The organism is Kitasatospora sp. NPDC088861 (assembly GCF_044750105.1).
GTDB lineage: Bacteria > Actinomycetota > Actinomycetes > Streptomycetales > Streptomycetaceae > Kitasatospora.
Map to the genome: position 1 here is coordinate 149,971 of NZ_JBIVJF010000006.1, position 21,871 is coordinate 171,841.

Consider the following 21,871-nt stretch of genomic DNA (forward strand, 5'->3'; position numbering starts at 1 on the left):
AGCGCGGCCTGCCGGAGGAGGGCCGCCCGCCCGCCGAGGAGCACTGCGTGCGGGACCGCCCGCCGTTACATTGAGGCGCAGGGGGCGGCAGAAGGGGTGGGAGATCCCGAACGGGGTGGCTGATGCACTCGATCACCGACTGGCTGGACGGCCTGTCCGGCCCGATCGTGTACGCGGTCGTCGCCGCCCTCGTCTTCGCCGAGGACGCCCTCTTCTTCAGCTTCCTCATCCCCGGCGAGAGCGCCGCCGTCCTCGGCGGTTTCCTCGCCCACCAGGGCAGGGTGTCCATCGGCTGGCTGGTCCTCGCCGTGGTCTGCGCGGCCATCCTGGGGGACTCCGTCGCCTACGAGATCGGCCGCCACATCGGCCCGGCGGTCCTCGACACGCGCATGCTGCGGCGTCATGAGGAGCAGGTCGACAAGGCCCGTGACCTGATCCGCCGACGGGGGCCGGCGGCCGTCTTCTTCGGCCGCTTCGTCGCCTTCTTCCGCCCCGTGGTGCCCACGCTGGCCGGCGTCTCCCGCATGCCGTACCGCCGTTTCCTCCTCTTCAACGCCCTCGGCGGCCTCGCCTGGGGCGTCGGGTTCACCCTCCTCGGCTACTTCGCCGGGGCCGCCTACACCAAGGTCGAGGGCACCGTCGGCGGCGTCGTCGCCGCCCTGCTCGCCGCGGTGGTCGTCATCGCCCTCGTCGTCTGGCGCGTGCGCCGCCACAGGTCCTCAGCCCGTACGCGGTCCCGCCGTACGCAGTCCCGCGAGGCCCGGGACGAGAAGCGCTGACGGCCGGACCGCCCAACTGACCTCACCGCGCGCGCAGGGGGCCGGGACCCGCCCCCGCCCCGATCCCGGCCCCGGCCCGTCGCGGTCGGCAGGGCCCCGTCAGTGCTGGTTCTCGGCCTGGAACATCCAGCTGTGCTTCTCCAACTCGGCCGTGAGTCCGATCAGGAGGTCCTGACTGACGGGATCCGCCGGGCCGGTCTCGTCGATGCGCACCCGCATCCGTTCGATCACGGCGGCGAAGGCCTTCACCAGGTTCTGGACGGCCGTCACGTCGGCCGTCCAGCCCTCGGGGAAGTCGGGCAGGTTGCTGGTGGCGGCGATCGTGGCGGCCCGTCCGTCCGGGCTGACCCCGATCGCGGCGGCACGCTCGGCCACCTGGTCGGCGTAGTCGCGCGCGGTGGCGACCACGTCGTCGAGCTGGAGGTGGACGGAGCGGAACCGGGGCCCGTAGAGGTTCCAGTGCGTCTGCTTCGCCACCAGGGACAGGTCCAGCAGGTCGACCAGGGTGCCTTGGAGGGCCTCCCCGGTCGTCTTGCGTTCGCTGTCCGGCAGCGGGCTGCTGATGACGATACCCATCGCTGAGTTCCTTCCGGGTCGGGGGAGCCGTCGGCCGGCCCCCGCGGTGCTGGCGGGCCCTCCACCCGGCGGTTCGGCCTCGACGGACCGTTCTCGGATTCCGGAGGACGGTGCTCCGAGGCGCCGGGGCGTCCGGGACGAGGACGAACGACCGTCCGGGCAGCGGGACCACGCGGCGGCTGCCCCTTCTCGCCGGACGGAAACCACCCGCCTCGCACCGGGAACCGCGCCGGAGCGGTCCGTACGCGATCGAACACGCCGCGCACGCGGGGTTTCCGGGATCAGGGCCATGAATCGGCCCGGGGCGGGTAGCCGAGCGCTGCCGCCGCCGGCACTCGGTGCCGCTGCGGGCAACCCGGCGCCACTGCCAGAAACGGAGTCCGTCGCATGACCGTCGTCACCTCCTGGTCCACCGCCGTCACGCTGCCCGAAGGCCCGTTCCCCGATGTGACCGTCGAGGCGCAACTGCGCTTCGACACCTCGCTGCCGTACGCGGTGTGCCTGGTCTTCCCGCCCCTCGGGGGCGGCGGGGAGGCGCGGTGGGTCTTCGCGCGTGACCTGCTGAACGAGGGCCGCCACGCCCCCGCCGGCCACGGGGACGTGACGGTCGCGCCCGGGCGGGCGGGCCGGGTCCTGGTCACCCTGTGCGCCGACAACGGCCGGGCCGTGATCAGCATCCCCGCGGACGCCGTGACGGCCTTCCTCCTCGACTCCTTCACCCTGGTACCGGCCGGCACCGAATCCGACCACCTCGACATCGACGCTGTCCTCGACCGGATCCGGTCCTGACCCGCCACGGCCGACGGCGGCGACCGCTCGGTGAAGGGCCGGGCGTGCCCGGGGAGGGAACCGAACCCATTCCGCCGCGGGCGGGATGGTTTGCCCGGCCCGCAGAGCGGTACACGCGGATCATGGGCGCGGCCGGAGAAACGACGGCTCCACCACCCCCGGACGGTTCCGGCATCACCATCGAACGGCCGGACCGCCCCTCCTGACAACCGTCCCAGTCACCACATGGGAGGACCTCGTGATCGTCCTCGGCGTCATCCTGCTCATCGTCGGTTTCGTCACCGGGATCTCGATCCTGTGGACCATCGGCATCATCCTGGCCGTCATCGGCCTCGTCCTGTGGATCGCGGGCTCCGTCGGACACGCCGTCGGCGGGCGTCGTCACTACTACTGATCCACTCGTCCTATTTTCTGCACCACCCGCCCCATCCCCTGATCCGCCCGTTCACCGGCTCGTGCGGCTGTCGGCCCCGGCACCACGTGGGTGCCGCCGCCGACAGCCGCACGGCGCCGTCAGCCGCACGGTGCCGCCCACCGTCCTCAACGGCAGAGGCGGCCGGCCCTCAGCGGCGGTGACGGCCAGCCCTCAGCGGCGGTGGCGGCCGGCGCTGCGGCCGGGCGCCGGGACCACGCCCGGGGCGGGGAGGAACAGCCGGGCGACCTCGCGGCCCAGGTTCACGCCGATCGCCACCGCCATCGCCGTGGCCGTGGCGCGCCCGACACCGACGAGCCCGATCTCGGGCTCGCCCCGGACGAAGGCGAGCAGCCCGAAGTACAGCAACGAGCCGGGCAGCAGCGGCCCCAGTGCCGCGGTGACGTACGGCAGCGAGGAGCTTCCCCGGTAGCGGGCCATGAGCTGGCCGGACAGGCCCACCAGCCCGGCGGCGAGGCCGGTGGCCATGATGGGCTCGCCGCCGGCGTTGACCAGGACGCCGTACGTCGTCCAGCCGACCCCGCTGTTGAGCAGGACGGCCGGCAGCGTGCCCGGCTCGGTGTTGAGCAGCACCGCGAAGGTCAGGGTGAGCAGGAGCGCCGCCACCAGCTGGAGCGGCGGGTTCGACGCCGCGACCGGGACGGGCCGGGCCGCCAGGTCGGCGCCGTTGTTGACGCCGATGTAGAGCACGGTCATCACCCCGACCACCACGCCGGCCATCATGTACAGCGTTTCCATCAGGCGTGCGGCCGCGGTGAGGTAGAAACCCGCGAGGCCGTCCTGCGCCGCCGCCACCATGGGCCATCCGGGCAGGAGCGTGTACAGCCCTCCGGTGATCACCACCGATCCGCCCAGGTTCAGCCCGTTGAAGGACAGCAGGATGCCGATCGCCGCCGCCGGGGTCGCGGCCGTCGCGATCCGGTAGAACTCCGGGAGGTCGTGGCGTCCGACCAGCGCCGCGAGCCGGTCGCCGGCCAGTGCCGCGGCGACGGCGCTGACGAACACCAGCCAGGCCCGGGCGTCGGCCCGGCCGCCGACCAGCAGCGTCGCGGCGCCGGCCAGCAGGCCGGAGGACAGGACCAGGAGCCAGGCGGGGTAGCGGCGGCAGTGCCGGCGCACGGCCCTCAGCCGGTGGTGGGCGTCGTCGACGACGAGTCCGCCGGTCGTGATCTCGGTGACCAGCCGGAAGAGCACGGCCAGCCGCGCGTAGTCCCCGGCCGGGTGGCGCACGGACCGCTCGACCGTCACGGGTGGCTCCGAGGGGCCCGGCTGGTACGAGATCGCCACCCGGGTGAAGGTGACCTGGGGGTCGCAGGGCTGGGCCCGGTAGGCCTGCGCGACGGCGAGCATGGCGGCCTCGACGTCCTCAGCGGCCTCGCCGCAGGCCAGCATCAGCTCGCCCACCAGCAGCGCGAGGTCCAGGACGGCGGCCACCGCGGCCGGCCCCGGGTCGTCCGCGCCGGGTTCGCCGGTCACCAGCGGACGGTCGGTGGTCGGGGTGCGCAGCAGCGGCAGCATCAGGTCCGGCCAGGCCGCCGTGCCGTCGGCATCGGCGGATCCGCTCGCCGCCCCGGGCGGCGCCGGCCGGCCGGGAGCTCGGCCCTCCCCCGGAACTCGACCTTCCCCGGGGGCGGGGGCGGCCCCGGGGGCCCCCTCCGGACTCGACTGGGGCGGGACTCTTCCGGTCCGGCTCGCCGGCCCGTCCGCCTCGGCCCGCACGCCGAACTGCTCGTGTTCCGGCATCGTCGCTCCCTGCAACACCCCCCACCTGATGACCTTTCGCACCCATTCGACTACCCGCAGCCATCATTTCGTGAACGTCTCGACCGGAGCGCGGGGGTCCGTTCACGCCCGCCGTTCGTGGGCCGACCCGCCGCGTCCAGGCCGGGGTCCGGGGAGATTCCGCAGTTCAGCGGCCTGACACCGGGGCCTGAGAGGGCGAACGGCCATCGAACCGGGGCCGTCCGGGTGAAGCCCGGGACGGAGGGCGAGCCCCGTCCGGCCGTCCCGCCGCCACGGGATATGGCTATCGGGACACACGATCGGAGCGGACGGGAGGAGCGGCGTGCGGCTGTCGAGGTGGAGGGCGCGGGCCGGGCGGCGGGCGGAGCGGGCCGCCCGGAACACGGCGGTCGCGCTGGACCGGCGGCTGCCGCTGTTCGACGGGGCCAAGGGCCTGCTCCGGAAGGTCTTTCCCGACCACTGGTCCTTCCTGCTCGGCGAGTTGGCGCTCTACACCTTCGTGCTGCTGCTGTTGACCGGCGTCTTCCTGACGTTGTTCTTCACACCGTCCATGGCCGAGATCGTGTACGCCGGAACGTACCCGCCGCTTCGCGGGGTGCGGATGTCCCAGGCGTACGCCTCGACGCTGTCGATCAGTTTCGACGTGCGCGGCGGCCTGCTGATCCGCCAGATCCACCACTGGGCGGCGCTGGTGTTCACCGCCGCGATCTGTGCGCACCTGCTGCGCATCTTCCTCACCGGCGCGTTCCGCCGCCCCAGGGAGGTCAACTGGCTGGTGGGACTGACGCTGTTCCAGCTCGCCCTGCTGGAGGGTTTCGCGGGCTACTCGCTGCCCGACGACCTGCTCTCCGGCACCGGCCTGCGCACGGCCCAGGGCTTCATCCTGTCGGTCCCGCTGGTCGGCACCTACCTGAGCTTCTTCCTCTTCGGCGGGGAGCTTCCCGGGCACGACATCATCCCCCGCCTGTACAGCGCGCACATCCTGCTGCTGCCCGGTCTCCTGCTCGGCCTGATCACCGCGCACCTGATCCTGGTCTTCCACCTCAAGCACACCCAGTGGGCCGGGCCCGGACGCACCGACCGCAACGTCGTCGGGAAGCCCCTCTTCCCGCACTTCAGCGTCCAGACGGCGGGCCTGATGGCGATGGTCTTCGGGGTGCTGGCGCTGGCCGCCGCCCTCGCCCAGGTGAACCCGATCTGGCTGTACGGGCCCTACCGCCCCGACCAGGACTCCACCGACGCGCAGCCGGACTGGTACATGGGGTTCATCGAGGGCGCGCTGCGGCTGATGCCCGGGGCCGAGACGCGGCTGTGGGGCCACACCGTCGCCTGGAACCCGCTGATCCCGGCCGTGCTGTTCCCGCTGCTGTTCTTCGCCGCCCTGTACGGCTATCCGTTCTTCGAGCGCTGGATCACCCCGGGCAGCGGCGAGCAGCACCTGTGCGACCGCCCCCGCAACCGGCAGACCCGGACGGCGCTGGGTGTCGCCGGGACGTGCTTCTACGTCGTCCTGCTGGTCGCCGGCGGCCAGGACGTCGTCGCCCGGGCACTGGACGTGCCGGTGGAGGGCCTGAACCGGTTCCTGCGGGTGGGCCTGTTCGTCGGGCCGGTGGCGGCCTTCTGGATCACCCGGCGCCTGTGCCTGGCCTTGCAGGAGCGGGACCTCGAACGGGTGACGGAGGGCGACGAGACCGGGTTCGTGCACGAGGCCGTCGAGGGCGCCTTCCACGGCGAGCACCGGCCGCTCCCCGCCGGCCTGCGCTACACGCTGGCCCTGCGCGACGCCCCGCTTCCCCTGCCGGCGCCGGGCGAGGGCGCCTCGCGGCGCGCACGGCTGCGGGCCGCCCTGAGCTCCTGGTACTACCGGGACAACGTGGAGACGGCGGTGGACGAGCCGCGGCCGGGGCCGCTCGCGCCCGCCGACGCGGGACGCTCCGAGCGGTGACGACCGACCGCTCACCACTCAGCGCTCACCGCCGACCGGCCGGACTCACTGCGCGCGCTGGGCGTGCTGGAAGACGAAGCCCAGGACGCCGGCGCCCGTCACACCCGCTCCGATGAGGAAGAGCCACAAGGCGTACACCAGCCCCAGCCCGGTGACCGCGACGCCGGCCGCGGTGAGCAGCGGGTAGTAGCTGCGCGGTGCGAAGAACTCCAGCGGCCCGGCGCCGGTGACGATCTCGGCGTCGGTGCGGTCCTGCGGCCGACGGCCGCGGCGGGAGTACTGGGTCCGGAAGAAGAACGCGATCAGCGTGGACATCATGAAGGCCACGACCAGCGCCGCCTTGCCGGCCGGCTCCCGGGCGAACCAGCCGTAGATCGAAGCGGCGACGGCGAAGAACAGCGCGACGCCCGCGAACAGGTAGGACTCGGTCTTCACCGCGCGTTCTCCTCGCCTTCGAGCGCCGTGCGCGAATACTCCGGGTGGTGCAGGTCGAAGGCCGGGCCTTCGGAGCGGATGCGGGGCAGGGCGTGGAAGTTGTGGCGCGGCGGCGGGCAGGAGGTCGCCCATTCCAGGGAGCGCCCGTAACCCCACGGGTCGTCCTCGGTGACCCGGACCCCGTACCTGGCGGTGCGCCACACGTTGTACAGGAAGGGCAGGGTCGACGCGCCCAGCAGGAACGCACCGACCGAGGAGACGGTGTTCAGGGTGGTGAAGCCGTCCGAGGGCAGGTAGTCGGCGTAGCGGCGCGGCATGCCCTGGGCCCCGAGCCAGTGCTGCACGAGGAAGGTGATCTGGAACGCGGGCAGCAGCATCCAGAAGTGGATCCTTCCGAGGCGTTCGTCCAGCAGCCGGCCGGTGATCTTGGGCCACCAGAAGTAGAAGCCGGCGAACATCGCGAACACGACCGTCCCGAAGAGGACGTAGTGCAGGTGGGCGACCACGAAGTAGCTGTCGGTGACGTGGAAGTCGATCGGGGGCGCGGCCAGCAGGACGCCGGTCAGCCCGCCGAGGAGGAAGGTCACCAGGAAGCCGAGGGAGAACAGCATGGGTGTCTCGAAGGAGAGCGAGCCGTTCCACAGGGTGCCGATCCAGTTGAAGAACTTCACCCCGGTCGGCACCGCGATGAGCAGCGAGGCCAGGGAGAAGAACGGCAGCAGCACCTGGCCGGTGGCGAACATGTGGTGGGCCCAGACGACCGCGGACAGCGCGGTGATCGCGATCGTGGCACCGATCAGTCCGTAGTAGCCGAAGACCGGCTTGCGGCTGAACACCGGGATGACCTCGGAGATGATGCCGAAGAACGGCAGCGCCACGATGTACACCTCGGGGTGGCCGAAGAACCAGAACAGGTGCTGCCACAGCATCGCCCCGCCGTTGGCCGGGTCGAAGACGTGGGCGCCCAGCTTGCGGTCCGCCTCCAGCGCGAACAGCGCCGCGGTCAGCGGGGTGAAGGCGAGCAGCGCGAGGATCGAGGTGAACAGCACGTTCCAGGTGAAGACCGGCATCCGGAACAGCGTCATGCCCGGTGCCCGCAGGCAGACGATGGTGGTGATGAAGTTGACGGCTCCCAGGATCGTGCTCAGACCCGCCACGATCAGCCCCACGGCCCACAGGTCGGCGCCCGTTCCCGGGCTGTGGAGCGGCCCGTTCAGCGGGGCGTAGGCGAACCAGCCGAACGACGCGGCGCCGTCGGTGGTCAGGAAGCCCCCGACCACCATCAGGCCGCCGAACAGGTACACCCAGTACGTGAACGCGTTCAGCCGGGGGAACGCCACGTCCGGGGAACCGATCTGCAGCGGCATCACGGCGTTCGCGAAACCGGCGAACGTCGGTGTGGCGAACAGCAGCATCATGATCGTCCCGTGGATGGTGAACAACTGGTTGTACTGCTCGTTGCTCACCACCTGCAGTCCCGGCCGCATGAGCTCCGCGCGCATGAGCATCGCCAGCAGCCCGGCGAACAGGAAGAACCCGAACGCCGTCGTCAGGTACAGGTTGCCGATGGCCTTGTGGTCGGTCGTGCTCAACCACCGCAGCACCGCCGAGCCTTGACGCCGGCGGGCCACGCCGGGCGCCGGGCGGGCGGCGGCCCGCCGCCGGGTCTGCGCCATCCGCTTCCTCCTCCTGCCGGGGCCCGCCCGTACCCGCAGGGGAAAGACGCGGAGACGCTCGCCGGGACACACGCTGTGTCGCCATGCAATCACCCGCCGTCGCGCGGGCCCCTGAACCGGAGTCGGCGTGGCGGCCCCGACCGGGCGCGGATGACGAAGTCGGCGCACTGGTGCGATCCGGTGGGGCGCCGTCCCAGGTCAGCCACGAGTCAGCCGCAGGTCTGCGGCGGATCAGCCGCGGGTCAGCCGCGAGGCGTCGAACTCGGCCCAGATCGTCTTCCCGTGGCTGTGCGGTTCGGCGCCCCACCGGTCGGCGGTCCGCTCCACGATGAACAGGCCGTGGCCGCCGGGGAGGGCCGGGTTGTGCGGGCGGCGCGGGGTGGGCAGGGTCGGGCTGCGGTCGCTGACCTCGGCCCGCAGGCGGGTCCCGGTGGCGTCCAGGACCAGTTCCAGCGGGCCGTCGCCGTGGAGCATGGCGTTGGCGACGAGTTCCGCCACCAGCAGGACGACGTCCGCGAGGGCGCCTTCGCCGGCGCCGGGCCCGGCGGCGGACGCGTACCAGTCGTCGAGGGCGCGGGCGGTGAAGGTCCTGGCGTGGGCGACCGGTTTGGGGATGCCGGACAGGGTCAGCCGCCTGCGCTGGCCGCCGACGGGCAGCACCGGGCCCGGCTGGTGCGGGTCGCCGTCCAGGGTTCCCCGGCTCATCGTCATGTGAGGACACCCTTTCGGATCGACGGCGGTCTCGCACGGTCGGTTTCCCGGCAGTTCTCGGATTATGCCCCGTGCCGGCGTCGAACCGGGGCCGGGGCGGCCGGCCCCGGGCCGAGGCCCTGGCGGCCCGAGCCGGGGCGGTCAGGCCGCCAGGGCCTCGTCGACCGAGTCGTGGATGGAGAACACCGCCTGCGCGCCCGTCAGTTCGAGGACCCGCATGACGGTGGGCGCCACGGCGGCCAAGTGCAGGTCCAGCCCCTCCTCCGCCGCCGCGAGGCGGGTCTTGAGCAGGAGGTTCAGGCCGGAGGAGTCGCAGAAGCCCACCCCGGCGAGGTCGATCACCACCGCGCCGCGGCGCTGCGCGATCACGCTGGTGAGCAGGTTGGCGGCCGAGGCGAGCGTCTCGATGTCGAGGTCGCCCACGAGGGCGCACACCACCGCGCCGGAGGCCGTGGCACGGGTCTCGACCACCAGTTCCGCGGGCCGCGGGCACGCTGCCGGCGCGGCGGCCGCCCGAACGTCGTCGAATGGCATCATCGTCGTCTCCTCCATGTCCATGCCTTCCGACCATACGGAGGTTGTGCCGGACTGCCAAACACGGGGGTGTGCGCCCGGTTTGGTCCTCCCCGGGGCTCGTGTGGCCACACATGCTCAGTCGTCCTCCAGCCCGTCGCGCAGGTGCCGCAGGGTGCGGCTGAGCAGTCGGGAGACGTGCATCTGGGACAGCCCGAGGCGGGCGCCGATCTGCGACTGCGTCATGTCCTCGCAGAAGCGCATGGACAGGATGAGCCGTTGCCGCTCCGGCAGGTCGGCGATGAGCGGCTTGAGCGTCACCAGGTCCTCGACGAGGGCGAGGTCCCGGTCGTCCTCGCCAAGCCGGTCGCCCAGGGGGCCGGGGGCGTCGTCGTCGTTGCTGCCGCCGAGGTCCAGGGAGCCGGCGGTGTGCGCGTTCGCGGCGGTCAGCCCTTCGACGACCTCCTCGGGGGAGAGCGCGAGGTGCTCGGCGAGTTCGGCGACCGTGGGGGCCCGGTCCAGGTCCTGCGACAGGCGTTCCTGCGCCTTGGCCAGGAGGATGCGCAGTTCCTGGAGGCGCCGCGGCACGTGGACGGCCCACGTGGTGTCGCGGAAGTGGCGCCGGATCTCGCCGAGGACGGTCGGTATGGCGAAGGTGGTGAACTCGACGCCGAGGTCGGGGTCGAAGCGGTCGATGGCCTTGATCAGGCCGACCGCGCCGACCTGGAGCAGGTCCTCCTGCGGCTCGCGGTGCGAGTTGAAGCGGCGGACCGCGAACCTCACCAGGGACAGGTTCGTCTCGACCAGGGTGGCGCGGACGTAGGAGTACTCCTTCGTCCCCTCCTCCAGCGTGCGGAGCCGGCGCAGCAGCACCTTGTTGAGCTCGCGCGCGTCGGCCGGCGCGATCTCCCGCAGGTCACCGGCGTCGGCGAACTCCGGCGGGAGCAGGTCCCGAAGCCCTCCGGCGTCGGCGAGTTCCGGCAACGGCAGGTCCCGGGGCTCTCCGGCAGGAGCGGCCGTGCGGGACGGACCTCCCGTCGACGGGTGGGCGGAGGCGGGCAGTTCCCCAGTGGTCGTGGCCATCGGACTCCCTCTCTCGTGCTCTCTCGTGTCGGCGCGGTCTGCCCCCCGGTACCCCGTGTCGGCGGATCGATGCAGCCGCCCCCCGTGGAGGTTTCGTGAAGCCCGCACCGGCGCCGGGGCGCGGACGCGCGTCCGGGCGACGGGCGGGGCGTACGACCGGGTGGCGACCGTTGTCCGGCGGTGTGCGGGCTGGGGTAGCCTCCGAGGGCGGTACAACACCTGGAACGACGGCCAGGTCCCCCGGCCCGTCCTTCGGGGTGCCCACGACCGGATTCGGGCCAGTCGGCCCGGCGTTCCACGGAGGCGACGTTCGATGGCTGGCCCGACCACGTCCCGCGACTCACAGCACCGCCCGGACGAGGGGGCGGGCGCCGCGCAGGTGGGTGAGCCGGAACTGCGGCTGCTGCTGGCCGGGTTGACGGCGGTGCGCGACGGCGATTTCAGCACCAAGCTGCCGGGCGACGCGGACGGGCTGCTGGGCGAGATCGCCACGGTGTTCAACGGCATGGTCGACCAACTGTCGCGGTTCACCTCGGAGGTGACCAGGGTCGCCCGGGAGGTCGGCACCGAGGGCCGGCTCGGCGGCCAGGCCCAGGTGCCCGGGGTGTCGGGCACCTGGGAGGACCTGACCGACTCGGTCAACGCGATGGCGGGCAATCTCACCACCCAGGTGCGGGACATCGCCCAGGTCGCCACCGCGGTGGCCAAGGGGGACCTGTCGCAGAAGATCACCGTCGACGCCCGGGGCGAGATCCTGGAACTGAAGAACACCGTCAACACGATGGTCGACCAGCTGTCCTCGTTCGCCGGTGAGGTGACCCGGGTGGCGCGGGAGGTCGGTACCGAGGGCATCCTGGGCGGCCAGGCCGACGTCAAGGGCGTCTCGGGGACGTGGCGCGACCTCACGGACTCGGTGAACTTCATGGCCGGCAACCTCACCGGCCAGGTCCGCGCGATCGCCCAGGTGGCCACGGCGGTCGCGCGCGGGGACCTGTCGCAGAAGATCACCGTCACCGCGCGCGGCGAGATCCTGGAACTGAAGGAGACCATCAACACGATGGTCGACCAGCTGTCCTCCTTCGCCGACGAGGTGACCAGGGTCGCCCGGGAGGTCGGCACCGAGGGCCGGCTCGGCGGCCAGGCCGAGGTGGAGGGCGTCTCCGGCACCTGGAAGCGCCTCACCGAGAACGTCAACGAGCTGGCCGGCAACCTCACCCGGCAGGTCCGCGCGATCGCCGAGGTCACCAGCGCCGTCGCCGCCGGCGACCTCACCCGCTCGATCAGCGTGGACGCCTCCGGCGAGGTCGCCGACCTCAAGGACAACATCAACGCCATGGTCGGGTCCCTGCGCGAGACCACCCGCGCCAACGAGGAGCAGGACTGGCTCAAGACCAACCTCGCCAGCTTCTCGGCCCTGATGCAGGGCCGGCGCGACCTCGGGGTCGTCGCCGAGTCCGTCATGGACGAACTCGCCCCCCTCGTCGGCGCGCAGTGCGGCGTCTTCTACCTCGCCGAGGACAGCCCCGTCGGGACGGTGCTCCAGCTGGTCGGCTCCTACGCCTTCCCCGACGGCGAGCGCCCCACCCGCTTCCGCCTCGGCGAGTCGTTCGTCGGCCAGGCCGCCCGCAGCCGGCGCGCCATCACCGTCGACGCCCTGCCGCCGGACTACCTGGCCGCCGCCTCCGGCCTCGGCCGCACCGGGGCGCTGTCCCTGGTGGTGCTGCCCATCGTGGTCGAGGACCAGGTCCTCGGCGTCATCGAACTGGCCTCCGTCCGGCCGTTCACCCAGGTCCACCTGGACTTCCTCGACCAGCTCATGGAGACCATCGGCGTCAACGTCAACACCATCATCGCCAACGCCCGCACCGACGAGCTGCTCGACGAGTCCCAGCGGCTCACCGCCGAACTCCAGGTCCGCTCACAGGAGTTGCAGTCACGCCGGGACGAGTTGCAGGCCTCCAACGCCGAGCTGGAGGAGAAGGCCGACCTGCTGGCGGCGCAGAACCGCGACATCGAGACCAAGAACCTGGAGATCGAACAGGCCCGCCAGGAACTGGAGGAGCGCGCCCACCAGCTGTCCCTCGCCTCGAAGTACAAGTCGGAGTTCCTGGCCAACATGAGCCACGAACTGCGCACGCCGCTCAACAGCCTGCTCATCCTCGCCCAGCTACTCGCCCAGAACCCCACCCGCAACCTGACCGCCAAGCAGGTCGAGTACGCCGGGATCATCCACTCCGCCGGCTCCGACCTGCTCCAGTTGATCAACGACATCCTCGACCTGTCCAAGGTCGAGGCCGGAAAGATGGACCTCAACGTCGAGGCGGTGCCGCTGCGCGCGCTGCTCGACTACGTCGAAGCCACCTTCCGCCCGCTGACCAGCCAGAAGAACCTCGCCTTCACGGTGCGGACGGTCCAGCAGATCCCCGCCGAACTCCTCACCGACGACTACCGGTTGCGCCAGGTGCTGCGCAACCTGCTGTCCAACGCCGTCAAGTTCACCGAGCAGGGCCGGGTCGAACTGCGCATCGAGCCCGCCGACGAGACCGACCTGCCCGACGCCGTCCGGCGCGGCGGCCCGGTACTCGCCTTCCACGTGAGCGACACCGGAGTCGGCATCGCCCCCCAGCACGTGGAGAGCGTCTTCGGCGCCTTCCAGCAGGCCGACGGCACCACCAGCCGCAAGTACGGCGGCACCGGCCTCGGGCTGTCCATCAGCCGCGAGATCGCCTACCTGCTCGGCGGCGCGATCACGGTGGAGAGCACCCTGGGCCGGGGCAGCACCTTCACCCTCTACGTCCCCGCGACCCGCCCCGACCTGGCCGAGACCGGCGCCGACGGGGCCCGCAGGACGCTGGGCACCGGTGGCACCGGCCCGTCCGAGGCCCCGGAGCGCGCCCCCTCGCCTCCCGCCGGTCAGCCACGGCGCCTGCTCGTGGTCGAAGGCCGCCCCAACGGCCTGCTGTCCCTGGTGGCGGAGAACGCCGTCGCCGACGTCGCCCGCTCCGCCGGCGCGCAGCGCCGGGTCGAGATAGTCACCACGGTCGGTGCCCCGGAGGCCGCCACTGCGCTCGCCACCGCCCCGTACCACTGCGTCGTCCTGGAACTCGACCTGCCGGACAGCGCGGCGGCCACGCTCCTGGCGGAGATGGAACGCGACCCGGCCCTGCACACCGTCCCGGTGCTGGCCCACAACAGCCGGGGCGTCACCACCGACGACGAGCACGCCGTCCGCCCGGAGGGGGAGCGGCCGCTGGAGCTCATCTCCAGCCTCGACGAGCTGCGCGAACGCATCGCCCTCCACATGAGCGCCGACGGGCCCGGGCGCGTCCTGCCCCCGGTGCGCCGGACGGACGGGAACCCCGCCCGGGGCCGCGGGGCCGACCCGGTGCTCTCCGGCCGCACCGCGCTGGTGGTCGACGACGACGACCGCAACCTCTTCGCGATCACCAGCATCCTGGAGCTGCGCGGCATGCGGGTCCTCCAGGCCGAGAACGGGCTCGCCGCGCTCCAAGCCCTCCGCGCGCACCCCGGGATCGACGTGATCCTGATGGACGTGATGATGCCCGAGATGGACGGCTACACCGCCACCGCGGCGATCCGCGCCATGCCCGAGCACGAGGGGCTGCCGATCATCGCGGTCACCGCCAAGGCCATGATCGGCGACCGGGAGAAGAGCCTGGCCTCGGGAGCCAGCGACTACATCACCAAGCCGGTCGACGCCGACGCGGTGATCGGCAGGATCAGGGACCACCTCACCCGGTAGTCGCCCTGTCCCATGCCCCCGTGTCCCCTCGCGCCCACCCCGACAGTCCAGACTTCAGGAGCCGACAGCCGTGCACCATCCGCAGGAGCCGCGCGCCACGGACCGTCCCGCAGCGGTCGGACCGGCCGACACGCCGAGGGTCGGAGCGCAGCGGAGCGCTGCCGAGGCGCAGGCAGCGGCCCGGGCCCGCTCCGGAGGCGAGTCCGCGGCGGTCGACCGGCTCGCCACCACGGTGGAGCGGCTCAGGCTGGAACTGGAACAGGCCCAGGCCCAGGCGGCGGGCCGCGCCGTCGTCGAGATGGGCGTCGGAGTGCTGGTGGAGCGCCTGCGGTGCGGGCCCACCGAGGCCGCCAGGCAGCTGGAGAGCCTCGCGGAGCAGGCCGGGGTGACGGTCCTGGCGCTCGCCGCCGACCTGGTCAACCAGGCCGCGGCGGACGAGATCTCCGCCCTCGCCCGCGAGTTCGTCGCGGACGCCTCGGCTCCCCCGGCCGAAGCGGTGGCCGTGCGGCTGCGCAGTGCCGAGGCGGACGTGCTCGCGAGCGGTGACGCGGCGGCGGCGGCGCGTTCCATGCTGGAGCACGCGCTGCGACCGCTCGGCGTGGCCGCCGTCGCCATCTGGGCGGCCCACCCGGACCTCTCCCTGTCGCTGGCGGGCAGCGCCGGTTTCCCCGAGGAGGAGGCACGCCGCTGGCGCCACGTCCCGCCCGGCGTTCCGACCCCCGCCCGCCGTGCCCTGGACGAGCGGGCGGCGGTCGGCTACCCGACGCTCGCCGGCGCCTCGCTGCCCTCGATCGGCCAGCACGAGATCCACGGCGGTCGGCTCGCCGTCCCGGCCGGCGTCGGCGGGCGGCTCATCGGCGTCCTGGAGATCTGCTGGCCCGGCACGCTGCCCGAGCGCTCCCAGCCGCTCCAACGCCAGTTCGAGGCGCTCGCCGAGCTGGCCGCCACCACGCTGGAGTCCTGGAGCGGGCAGGAGCCCTCCGCCTGCGACCCGGCCGACGCGCAGTTCGGCGAACTGCGGCAGCTCACCGACGGCCTGCTCGACCCGTGCATGATCCTGCGGGCGGCGCCGGACAGCGACGAGTTCCCGCCCCGGTTCGTGATCCGGCACCTCAACCCGGCCTTCGTCGACTTCGCCGGCCGGCCCACCGGCGTGATCACCGGCACCCGCCTGCTGGAGGCGTACCCGCTGGCGGCCGAACCGGGCGGCCTGGCCGACAAGGTCGAACACGTCTTCGCCACCGGAGAACCCTTCCGCGCCCAGGACATGCGCCTCGCCGCCCTGGTCGACGGAGTACCGCTGACCACCCGGGCGCAGGTGAGCATCAGCCGGCACGGCAGCCACCTCGCGGTCGTCTGGCGCCTCGACGACGGCACCCCGCGCGTCGCCCGCCTGCTGCAGCACGCCCAGCGGCTCGGCCGGATCGGCGGGTTCGAGGAGAACCTGCGGACCCGGCAGATCGCCTGGAACGAGACGGTGTTCGAACTGCACGGGCTGCCGCCCACCGCCGCGCCCCTGGCCCTCGACCAGCTCCCCGACCACGCCCACCCGGACGACCGCCACGCCATCGACCGGTTCCTGCGCACCCTCCTGCACCACCAGCGCCCGGCCTCCACCGCCTTCCGCCTCCAGCGGCCGGACGGCGTCACCCGCCACATCCGCGTCGTCGCGGAGCCCGTCCGCGATCCCGGCAGCGGTCTCGACGGCGATCCCGGCAGCGCTCCGGACAGCGGTCTCGGCACCGTCCGCGGCGCCTACCAGGACATCTCCGCCCAGCACTGGACGGAGGTCGCACTCGCCGCCACCCGCGACCAGCTCGCGCAGAGCGAACAGCAGGCGGCCGAACGCAGCCGCCTCGCCCTCCAGCTCCAGCACGCCATCATGCCGCCCACCCGGGGCCCGCTGGACCTGCACGACCTGAGCGTCGCCGTGCGCTACCGCCCGGCGGAGAAGGACCACCTGGTCGGCGGGGACTGGTACGACACCCTCGCCCTGCCCTCGGGAGACGTCCTGCTGTGCGTGGGCGACGTCTCCGGGCACGGCATCGAGGCCGCCACCGGCATGGTCGCACTGCGCAACGCCCTGCGCGGCCTGGCCGCCACCGGCGCCGGGCCGGCCCAGTTGCTGAGCTGGCTCAACAGCGTCACCCACCACCTGACCGACAACGTCACGGCCACCGCGGTGTGCGGCCTCTACGAACCCGCGACCCGCCGGTTGCGGTGGGCCCGCGCCGGGCACCCGCCGCCGGTCCTGCTGCGTGGCGGGCGGGCGGACATCCTGCCCCAGCTGGGCGGCATCCTCCTCGGCGCGATCGGCCACGCCGACTACGAGCAGGGCGAGCTCGTCCTGGAGGCCGGCGACACGCTGGTGATGTACACCGACGGGCTCATCGAGCGCCGCGACGAATCCCTCCAGGCGTCGCTGACCAGCCTGACGGCCCTCGCCGAGGACTCCCGTACCGGGTCGGCCACCGGGTCCGCCACCAGGTCCGCCGCCGGGTCGGCCACCGGCTCGGACACCGGCTCGGCCAACCTCGAAGAGCTCCTGGACCACCTGCTGCGCTACAGCAACGCCGACACCGACGACGACACCTGCCTGGTCGGAGTGATGGTGCGGTAGCGGTCGGACGGGCAGGTGCATGTCCGCGGCGAACCGGGGCAGCCGAGGGACGAATCGACGCGTCCCCTGATCGAGGAGGTTCCCGTGCTCGCCCTGGTCCTGGTCCTGCTGCTCGCCCTGCTCCTGTTCGGCTTCGGCTTCGCCCTGAAGGTGCTGTGGTGGGTCGCCCTCGCGGTCCTCGTCGTCTGGCTCCTGGGCTTCCTCGCCCGCGGCACCACCTCCTCCGGCGGACGGGGCCGCTGGTACCGCTGGTAGCCCGCCGTACGCACGGCCCCGTCGCCGGCCGCCGGGGCGCCCGAGCCGCCGCGCAGCCCCTGCGCGGCGGCTCGCGCGTGCGCGCCTCCCGCACCGCCCCCCGGGGGGCGGAACCGGCGGGTGTCGCGGGCGCGGGCCGGGGCAGACGCCGGGGCATGAACCCGATCGAACAAGGCCTGCGGGCCGTGGACCGCTTCCAGCAGCACCGCCGGGTGCCCGCCGTGGTCATCGGCGTCGTGCGCAAGTACGGGGACGACCGGGGCGGGCTGCTGTCCGCCCTGATCACGTACTACGGCTTCGTCGCCCTGATCCCGCTGCTGCTCCTGCTCAGCACCGTTCTCGGCTTCGTCCTGCACGGCCGCCCCGGGGCCCAGCAGTCGGTGCTGAACTCGGCGCTCGCCGACTTCCCGATCATCGGCGACCAACTGCGCCAGAACGTCCACTCCCTCCAGGGCAGCGGTCTGGCACTGGCCATCGGCGCGCTCGGCCTGCTGTACGGGGCGCTCGGCATCACGCAGGTCCTCCAGCACGCCATGGCCGAGGTCTGGAACGTGCCCGGGGTGCAGCGGCCCGGTTACTGGCCCCGGTTGGGGCGCGGCCTGCTGCTGTTCACGGTCCTGGGCGCCGGCCTGGTGCTGGGTACGGCGGCCGCCTCGCTGGTCGGCAGCGCCCTGGGCGGGGTGCCCGCCCGGGTGGGGGGCCTGCTGGTCTCGGCGCTGCTGAACACCGCCCTGTGCCTGGCCTGCTTCCGCGTGCTCACCCCGCGCGAGATCCCGACCCGGGCCCTGCTGCCCGGCTGCGCCGTCGCCGGGCCCCTGTTCACCGTCCTCCAGGCGTTCGGTTCGCTCCTGGTGACCCACGAGCTGCGCCACGCGGGCCAGGTCTACGGCTTCTTCGCGACCGTGATCGGCCTGCTCTCCTGGCTCTACCTGGCCGCGCAGATCACCGTGTACGCCGCCGAGGCCAATGCGGTGCTCGCCCGTCGGCTGTGGCCCCGCAGCCTCCTGCAACCGCCGCTCACCGCCGCCGACGAGAAGGTGCTGTCCTCCGTCGCCCGTCAGGAGGAGCGCCGCCCCGAACAGCACGTCGAGGTCTCCTTCCACGACGGGGAGCGGCCCGACGGGGCCGGGGACGACGGGCCGCGCGGCCCGTCGTCCCCCGACGCCCGGTGACACCCCCTGCGGCTACCGCCCGCCCCCGCTTCGCCCGTCCCGGCCCGGGCGGCGCGGCTCGCTCGCCGGGGCGGCGGTCGCGGGCCGGTACACGGTGAGCCCGGCCGGGACCTTGGACAGTCGCAGGGCGCCGCGCGCGGGGACGCTCTCGCCGTCGACGGCGATGCGGGCGGCGTCGCCGAGGGAGTCCAGGTCCAGGGCGCGCAGCCGGGCGGCCCGGTAGACCCGGGACCGGTCCAGGGTGCCGGACAGGAAGGCGGCGGCCAGGCGGGTGCGGGCGAAGGGCCGGCCGCCGTCGACGACCCGGACGTCGAGCTGTCCGTCGGCCAGGGCGGCGCGGTGGGTGGGGGCGAAGCCCGCCGGTTCGTACGCCCCGTTGCCGGCGAACAGCAGCCACAGCCGGTGCGGGCGGCCGTCGGCGTGGACGGTGACGGGTTCGGCGGTCGGCAGCAGCTTGGCGACGGCCACCGCGAGGGCCGGCCACTTGCCGATGCGCTTCCCCAACTTCTCCCGCTGGTGGACGAGTTCGGGGTAGATGCCGAGGCTGAAGGTGTTCACGAAGGTCCGGGCGCCGGCGTCGTCGGCGGCCAGGCCCAGGTCCACGCCGACGGCGGTGCCCGCCTGGACGGCCTCGGCGGTGGCCTCGTGGGTGGTGGCGCCGAGGTCGAGGGCGAAGTGGTTGAGGGTGCCGCCGGGGAAGACCGCCAACGGCAGCGCGCGCTCGACGGCCAGCGCCGCGGCCAGGTTGACGCTGCCGTCACCGCCGCACACCCCGAGCGCGCCACCGGCCCTGGCGGCCCGGTCGGCGGCTTCCGTCAGTATCTTCGCCAGGTCGTCCTGCGGCCCGCACACCCGGACGTCCGCCTCGGGCAGCAGGGCGCGCAGCGTCCCGGCCACGTCCTCGGCGGTGGGGGCGAGCGGAGAGCCGCTGCCGGAGCCCGAGTTGACCACCACCGACAGCCCCCTCCCCTGCGGCAGGGCCGGGGCCGGACAGGGGGCCGGGGCGGCGGGCGGCGGCACGTCGGACGAGCGCGGCCACCAGTGCAGGGTCGCGGCGGCGGCCGCCGTACCCAGTGCCGCACCGGCCAGGACGTCGCCCGGGTAGTGCACGCCGGTGTAGACGCGCGAGAGGGCCACCGCCGCCGCGACCGGCGCGACGGCCGCGCCCAGCAGCGGGGACTCGATCGCCACACCGGCGGCGAAGGCCGCCGCGGACGCGGAGTGACCGGAGGGGAAGGAGGTGGTGACGGGCTGGCGCAGCAGCCGGCGCACGGCCGGGACGGCGTCCAGCACCGGGCGGGGCCGGCGGGTGGCGTGCTTGGCGACGGTGTTGGCGGTGGCCGAGGCGATGGCGAGCGAGCCGAGGCCGCGCAGGGCCGCGCGTCGCCCGCGGCGTCCGCCGACCGCGCCGAGGACGGCGGCGGTGCCCATCCACAGCACCCCGTGGTCGGCAGCCCGGCTCAGCGCCCGCAGCCAGGGGCGGGTGCCGTGCAGCGGCGCGGCGGCGATGCGGTCGAAGAGGGCTCGGTCTATGGCGTCCAGTCGGGTGGTCTTCAGTCGCTTCATCCGACAAACCTACGGCGGGCGGGCGACAACGCCGGGGAAGAGGCCGAGGGGTGTGTCGCGGCGGCCGGGCGGCCGTGACGGGCCGCGTGCAGGACCCGGAACTCCCCCAGCAGGGGAGCTCGGTGCGACCGCTGTCCCTTCCCTGCTATCCCGCGTCGCGCGGCGGCAGCCCCCGGGTGATCCGGTCGAACAGCTCGGCCAGCGGCTCGCCGAGGTCCTGACCGAACTCGGTCAGCCCGTAGGTGACCTGGGGCGGCGTCGTCGGCTCGACCCTCCGCCAGACCAGGCCGTCCTGGACCAGCGCGCGCAGGGTCTGGGCGAGCATCTTCTCGCTGATGCCGTGGATGCTCTCGCGCAGCTCGTAGAACCGCAGGTCGTTGCTCCGCAAGGAGATCAGCACCCAGATGCCCCACCTGCTGGTCACGTGGTCGACCACCTCGCGCGCGGGGCAGTCGGTGTGAAACACCTCATACCGCTTCCCGGCCTCGCCCTGCCTGTCCTGCACACCTACCACCATGTCCTGAGCTTACGTCAAGGTATGTCCTTACCAAGGGTTAGCCCTGGCTCCTAGCGTGAGGACCACCGAGGCCGCAACGGCCACGGCGGACGTCGAACGAGGAGCTGACCATGATCGTGGTGACCGGGGCCACCGGCAATGTGGGCCGACCGCTGACGCGGGCACTGGCCGAGGCGGGCCGACAGGTGACGGCGGTGTCGCGGCACGCGGTGGCGGTGCCGGACGGTGTCCGCCACGTGGCGGCCGACCTGGCCGGGCCGGCCGGCCTCGAACCCGCGCTGGACGGGGCGGAGGCGCTCTTCCTGCTGCTGTCCGGCGACCTGCACGCCGCCGGGGCCAACCCGGCCGACCTCATCGGCCAGGCCGTGGCCGGCGGGGTCCGCCGGATCGTCCTGCTCTCCTCGCAGGGCGTGGCGACCAGGCCCTTCGGCCCGACGCGGATCGCGATGAGCGAACTGGAGGACGTCCTGCGGGGGTCCGGTGTGGACTGGAGCATCCTGCGGCCGGGCGGCTTCGCCTCCAACGCCCTGTGGTGGGCCGAGTCCGTCCGCGCGCAGCGGGTCGTCGCCGCGCCCTTCGGCGACGTCGGGGTGCCGATCATCGACCCGGCGGACATCGCCGACGTCGCGGCGGCCTGCCTGCTGGAGGACCGGCACAGCGGCGGCGTGTACGAGCTGACCGGCCCGGAGGTGATCACCCCGCGCCGGCAGGCGCAGGCCATCGCGGCCGCCCTGGGCTCGCCGGTGCGGTTCCACGACCTCACCCGCGACGAGGCCGCCGCCGCCATGGCCCAGGGCATGCCGGTGGAGCTCGCCGAGGACACCCTGGACATCCTCGGCTCCCCGAACCCGGCCGAGCTGCGCGTCAGCCCGGACGTGCAGCGGGTCCTCGGCACCGCCCCGCGCCCCTTCGCCGACTGGGCCGCCCGCAACGTCGCCGCCTTCCGCTGAGCCTGCCCGACTGGCCCCGTCGGCACCGCACCGGCTCACGGCTGGCGGCCGACTCCGGATGTTCCGGGTGTGGAACCGCCGATCCCGGGCAGACGCCGTCCGGGGCGGACCGAGCCCCCACTACCGAGAGGAGTGATCCGATGAGTGCCAAGGACAAGCTGCACAACGCGGCCGAGAAGGTCCACGGCAAGGCCAAGGAAGCCGCCGGACGGGCCACCGGCGACCGGGTCGTCGAGGCCGAGGGCCGGGGCAAACAGATCAAGAGCGACCTGAAGCAGGCCGGCGAGAAGATCAAGGACGTCGGAAAGGACTGACCCGGAGCACGGCGGCCGCGCCCGCGCGGCC

At 73.3% G+C, this 21,871-nt stretch carries 19 protein-coding genes; 10 read left to right on the forward strand and 9 right to left on the reverse strand.

Annotated elements, in window-relative coordinates; genetic code table 11:
• Window positions 1-122 precede the first annotated feature (122 nt).
• Entirely contained in the window at window positions 123-779 is a 657-nt protein-coding gene (locus ACIP37_RS13880) for a DedA family protein (protein WP_400806807.1), read from the forward strand.
• A gap of 99 nt (window positions 780-878) precedes the next feature.
• Here ACIP37_RS13880 and ACIP37_RS13885 read toward each other — a convergent pair whose 3' ends face one another.
• Window positions 879-1,355, reverse strand: a complete 477-nt coding sequence (locus ACIP37_RS13885; protein WP_363584375.1) for a DNA starvation/stationary phase protection protein — start codon at window positions 1,353-1,355, stop codon at window positions 879-881.
• Window positions 1,356-1,742: 387 nt separating this feature from the next.
• On the opposite strand from ACIP37_RS13885, the gene ACIP37_RS13890 reads away from it, so the two are divergent.
• Window positions 1,743-2,144: an SsgA family sporulation/cell division regulator gene (locus tag ACIP37_RS13890; protein WP_400843813.1), complete on the forward strand. Its 402-nt coding sequence runs from the start codon at window positions 1,743-1,745 to the stop codon at window positions 2,142-2,144.
• A 238-nt stretch (window positions 2,145-2,382) separates the two neighbouring features.
• On the forward strand, window positions 2,383-2,538 hold the full coding sequence (locus ACIP37_RS13895; protein WP_363584371.1) for a DUF6131 family protein: 156 nt from the start codon (window positions 2,383-2,385) through the stop codon (window positions 2,536-2,538).
• A 192-nt stretch (window positions 2,539-2,730) separates the two neighbouring features.
• Here the strand turns inward: ACIP37_RS13895 and ACIP37_RS13900 are convergent, their stop codons facing one another.
• Window positions 2,731-4,095, reverse strand: a complete 1,365-nt coding sequence (locus ACIP37_RS13900) for a threonine/serine exporter family protein (RefSeq protein ID WP_363622673.1) — start codon at window positions 4,093-4,095, stop codon at window positions 2,731-2,733.
• 547 nt (window positions 4,096-4,642) lie between these two features.
• Here ACIP37_RS13900 and ACIP37_RS13905 point away from each other — a divergent pair.
• The gene (locus ACIP37_RS13905; protein ID WP_400331929.1) at window positions 4,643-6,265 is read left to right on the forward strand and encodes a cytochrome bc complex cytochrome b subunit; all 1,623 of its coding nucleotides are present in this window, start codon (window positions 4,643-4,645) and stop codon (window positions 6,263-6,265) included.
• 45 nt (window positions 6,266-6,310) lie between these two features.
• On the opposite strand, the gene ACIP37_RS13910 is transcribed toward ACIP37_RS13905, so the two are convergent.
• The 5 genes from ACIP37_RS13910 to ACIP37_RS13930 form a co-directional block, all read right to left on the reverse strand.
• Window positions 6,311-6,700 carry a cytochrome c oxidase subunit 4 gene (locus ACIP37_RS13910; RefSeq protein ID WP_363584365.1) on the reverse strand — a complete coding sequence of 130 codons (390 nt, stop codon included), beginning with the start codon at window positions 6,698-6,700 and terminating at the stop codon, window positions 6,311-6,313.
• Window positions 6,697-8,376 carry a cytochrome c oxidase subunit I gene (gene ctaD / locus ACIP37_RS13915; protein WP_363584363.1) on the reverse strand — a complete coding sequence of 560 codons (1,680 nt, stop codon included), beginning with the start codon at window positions 8,374-8,376 and terminating at the stop codon, window positions 6,697-6,699. Before ctaD ends, ACIP37_RS13910 begins: the two co-directional genes overlap by 4 nt.
• Before the next feature lie 231 nt (window positions 8,377-8,607).
• Window positions 8,608-9,087 carry an ATP-binding protein gene (locus tag ACIP37_RS13920; RefSeq protein WP_363584361.1) on the reverse strand — a complete coding sequence of 160 codons (480 nt, stop codon included), beginning with the start codon at window positions 9,085-9,087 and terminating at the stop codon, window positions 8,608-8,610.
• Between the two features lie 141 nt (window positions 9,088-9,228).
• A complete protein-coding gene (locus tag ACIP37_RS13925; protein ID WP_400843818.1) occupies window positions 9,229-9,624 on the reverse strand; it encodes an STAS domain-containing protein in 396 nt (131 codons plus the stop codon).
• A 114-nt stretch (window positions 9,625-9,738) separates the two neighbouring features.
• The gene (locus tag ACIP37_RS13930) at window positions 9,739-10,683 is read right to left on the reverse strand and encodes an RNA polymerase sigma factor SigF (protein WP_400843821.1); all 945 of its coding nucleotides are present in this window, start codon (window positions 10,681-10,683) and stop codon (window positions 9,739-9,741) included.
• A 313-nt stretch (window positions 10,684-10,996) separates the two neighbouring features.
• Here ACIP37_RS13930 and ACIP37_RS13935 point away from each other — a divergent pair, with 313 nt between their 5' ends.
• The 4 genes from ACIP37_RS13935 (at window position 10,997) to ACIP37_RS13950 (ending at window position 18,493) form a co-directional block, all read left to right on the forward strand.
• Window positions 10,997-14,446 (forward strand): HAMP domain-containing protein, encoded by a 3,450-nt coding sequence (locus tag ACIP37_RS13935; protein ID WP_400806789.1) that lies wholly within the window; start codon window positions 10,997-10,999, stop codon window positions 14,444-14,446.
• A gap of 70 nt (window positions 14,447-14,516) precedes the next feature.
• Window positions 14,517-17,066, forward strand: a complete 2,550-nt coding sequence (locus ACIP37_RS13940) for a SpoIIE family protein phosphatase (RefSeq protein ID WP_363584353.1) — start codon at window positions 14,517-14,519, stop codon at window positions 17,064-17,066.
• Between the two features lie 84 nt (window positions 17,067-17,150).
• Window positions 17,151-17,321, forward strand: a complete 171-nt coding sequence (locus ACIP37_RS13945; protein WP_331744879.1) for a hydrophobic protein — start codon at window positions 17,151-17,153, stop codon at window positions 17,319-17,321.
• Between the two features lie 155 nt (window positions 17,322-17,476).
• Window positions 17,477-18,493: a YihY/virulence factor BrkB family protein gene (locus ACIP37_RS13950; protein ID WP_400843825.1), complete on the forward strand. Its 1,017-nt coding sequence runs from the start codon at window positions 17,477-17,479 to the stop codon at window positions 18,491-18,493.
• A gap of 12 nt (window positions 18,494-18,505) precedes the next feature.
• Here the strand turns inward: ACIP37_RS13950 and ACIP37_RS13955 are convergent, their stop codons facing one another.
• Window positions 18,506-20,059: a bifunctional phosphatase PAP2/diacylglycerol kinase family protein gene (locus ACIP37_RS13955; RefSeq protein ID WP_400843828.1), complete on the reverse strand. Its 1,554-nt coding sequence runs from the start codon at window positions 20,057-20,059 to the stop codon at window positions 18,506-18,508.
• Between the two features lie 145 nt (window positions 20,060-20,204).
• Window positions 20,205-20,576 carry a helix-turn-helix domain-containing protein gene (locus ACIP37_RS13960; RefSeq protein WP_363584348.1) on the reverse strand — a complete coding sequence of 124 codons (372 nt, stop codon included), beginning with the start codon at window positions 20,574-20,576 and terminating at the stop codon, window positions 20,205-20,207.
• Window positions 20,577-20,686: 110 nt separating this feature from the next.
• Between ACIP37_RS13960 and ACIP37_RS13965 the strand changes: the two genes are divergently transcribed.
• Together ACIP37_RS13965 and ACIP37_RS13970 are read left to right on the forward strand one after the other, a co-directional pair.
• The gene (locus tag ACIP37_RS13965) at window positions 20,687-21,526 is read left to right on the forward strand and encodes an SDR family oxidoreductase (RefSeq protein ID WP_400843831.1); all 840 of its coding nucleotides are present in this window, start codon (window positions 20,687-20,689) and stop codon (window positions 21,524-21,526) included.
• A 140-nt stretch (window positions 21,527-21,666) separates the two neighbouring features.
• Window positions 21,667-21,840: a CsbD family protein gene (locus ACIP37_RS13970; RefSeq protein WP_063352486.1), complete on the forward strand. Its 174-nt coding sequence runs from the start codon at window positions 21,667-21,669 to the stop codon at window positions 21,838-21,840.
• Window positions 21,841-21,871 lie beyond the last annotated feature (31 nt).

Bases quoted from the DNA above. Each gene is read 5' to 3' on its own strand.
- ACIP37_RS13880 (WP_400806807.1), top strand. From the start codon at position 123: ATGCACTCGATCACCGACTGGCTGGACGGCCTGTCCGGCCCGATCGTG.
- ACIP37_RS13970 (WP_063352486.1), top strand. From the start codon at position 21,667: ATGAGTGCCAAGGACAAGCTGCACAACGCGGCCGAGAAGGTCCACGGC.
- ACIP37_RS13960 (WP_363584348.1), bottom strand. From the start codon at position 20,576: ATGGTGGTAGGTGTGCAGGACAGGCAGGGCGAGGCCGGGAAGCGGTAT.
- ACIP37_RS13925 (WP_400843818.1), bottom strand. From the start codon at position 9,624: ATGATGCCATTCGACGACGTTCGGGCGGCCGCCGCGCCGGCAGCGTGC.
- ACIP37_RS13930 (WP_400843821.1), bottom strand. From the start codon at position 10,683: ATGGCCACGACCACTGGGGAACTGCCCGCCTCCGCCCACCCGTCGACG.
- ACIP37_RS13950 (WP_400843825.1), top strand. From the start codon at position 17,477: ATGAACCCGATCGAACAAGGCCTGCGGGCCGTGGACCGCTTCCAGCAG.
- ACIP37_RS13965 (WP_400843831.1), top strand. From the start codon at position 20,687: ATGATCGTGGTGACCGGGGCCACCGGCAATGTGGGCCGACCGCTGACG.
- ACIP37_RS13900 (WP_363622673.1), bottom strand. From the start codon at position 4,095: ATGCTGCCGCTGCTGCGCACCCCGACCACCGACCGTCCGCTGGTGACC.
- ACIP37_RS13885 (WP_363584375.1), bottom strand. From the start codon at position 1,355: ATGGGTATCGTCATCAGCAGCCCGCTGCCGGACAGCGAACGCAAGACG.
- ACIP37_RS13955 (WP_400843828.1), bottom strand. From the start codon at position 20,059: ATGAAGCGACTGAAGACCACCCGACTGGACGCCATAGACCGAGCCCTC.
- ACIP37_RS13920 (WP_363584361.1), bottom strand. From the start codon at position 9,087: ATGACGATGAGCCGGGGAACCCTGGACGGCGACCCGCACCAGCCGGGC.
- ctaD (WP_363584363.1), bottom strand. From the start codon at position 8,376: ATGGCGCAGACCCGGCGGCGGGCCGCCGCCCGCCCGGCGCCCGGCGTG.
- ACIP37_RS13890 (WP_400843813.1), top strand. From the start codon at position 1,743: ATGACCGTCGTCACCTCCTGGTCCACCGCCGTCACGCTGCCCGAAGGC.
- ACIP37_RS13935 (WP_400806789.1), top strand. From the start codon at position 10,997: ATGGCTGGCCCGACCACGTCCCGCGACTCACAGCACCGCCCGGACGAG.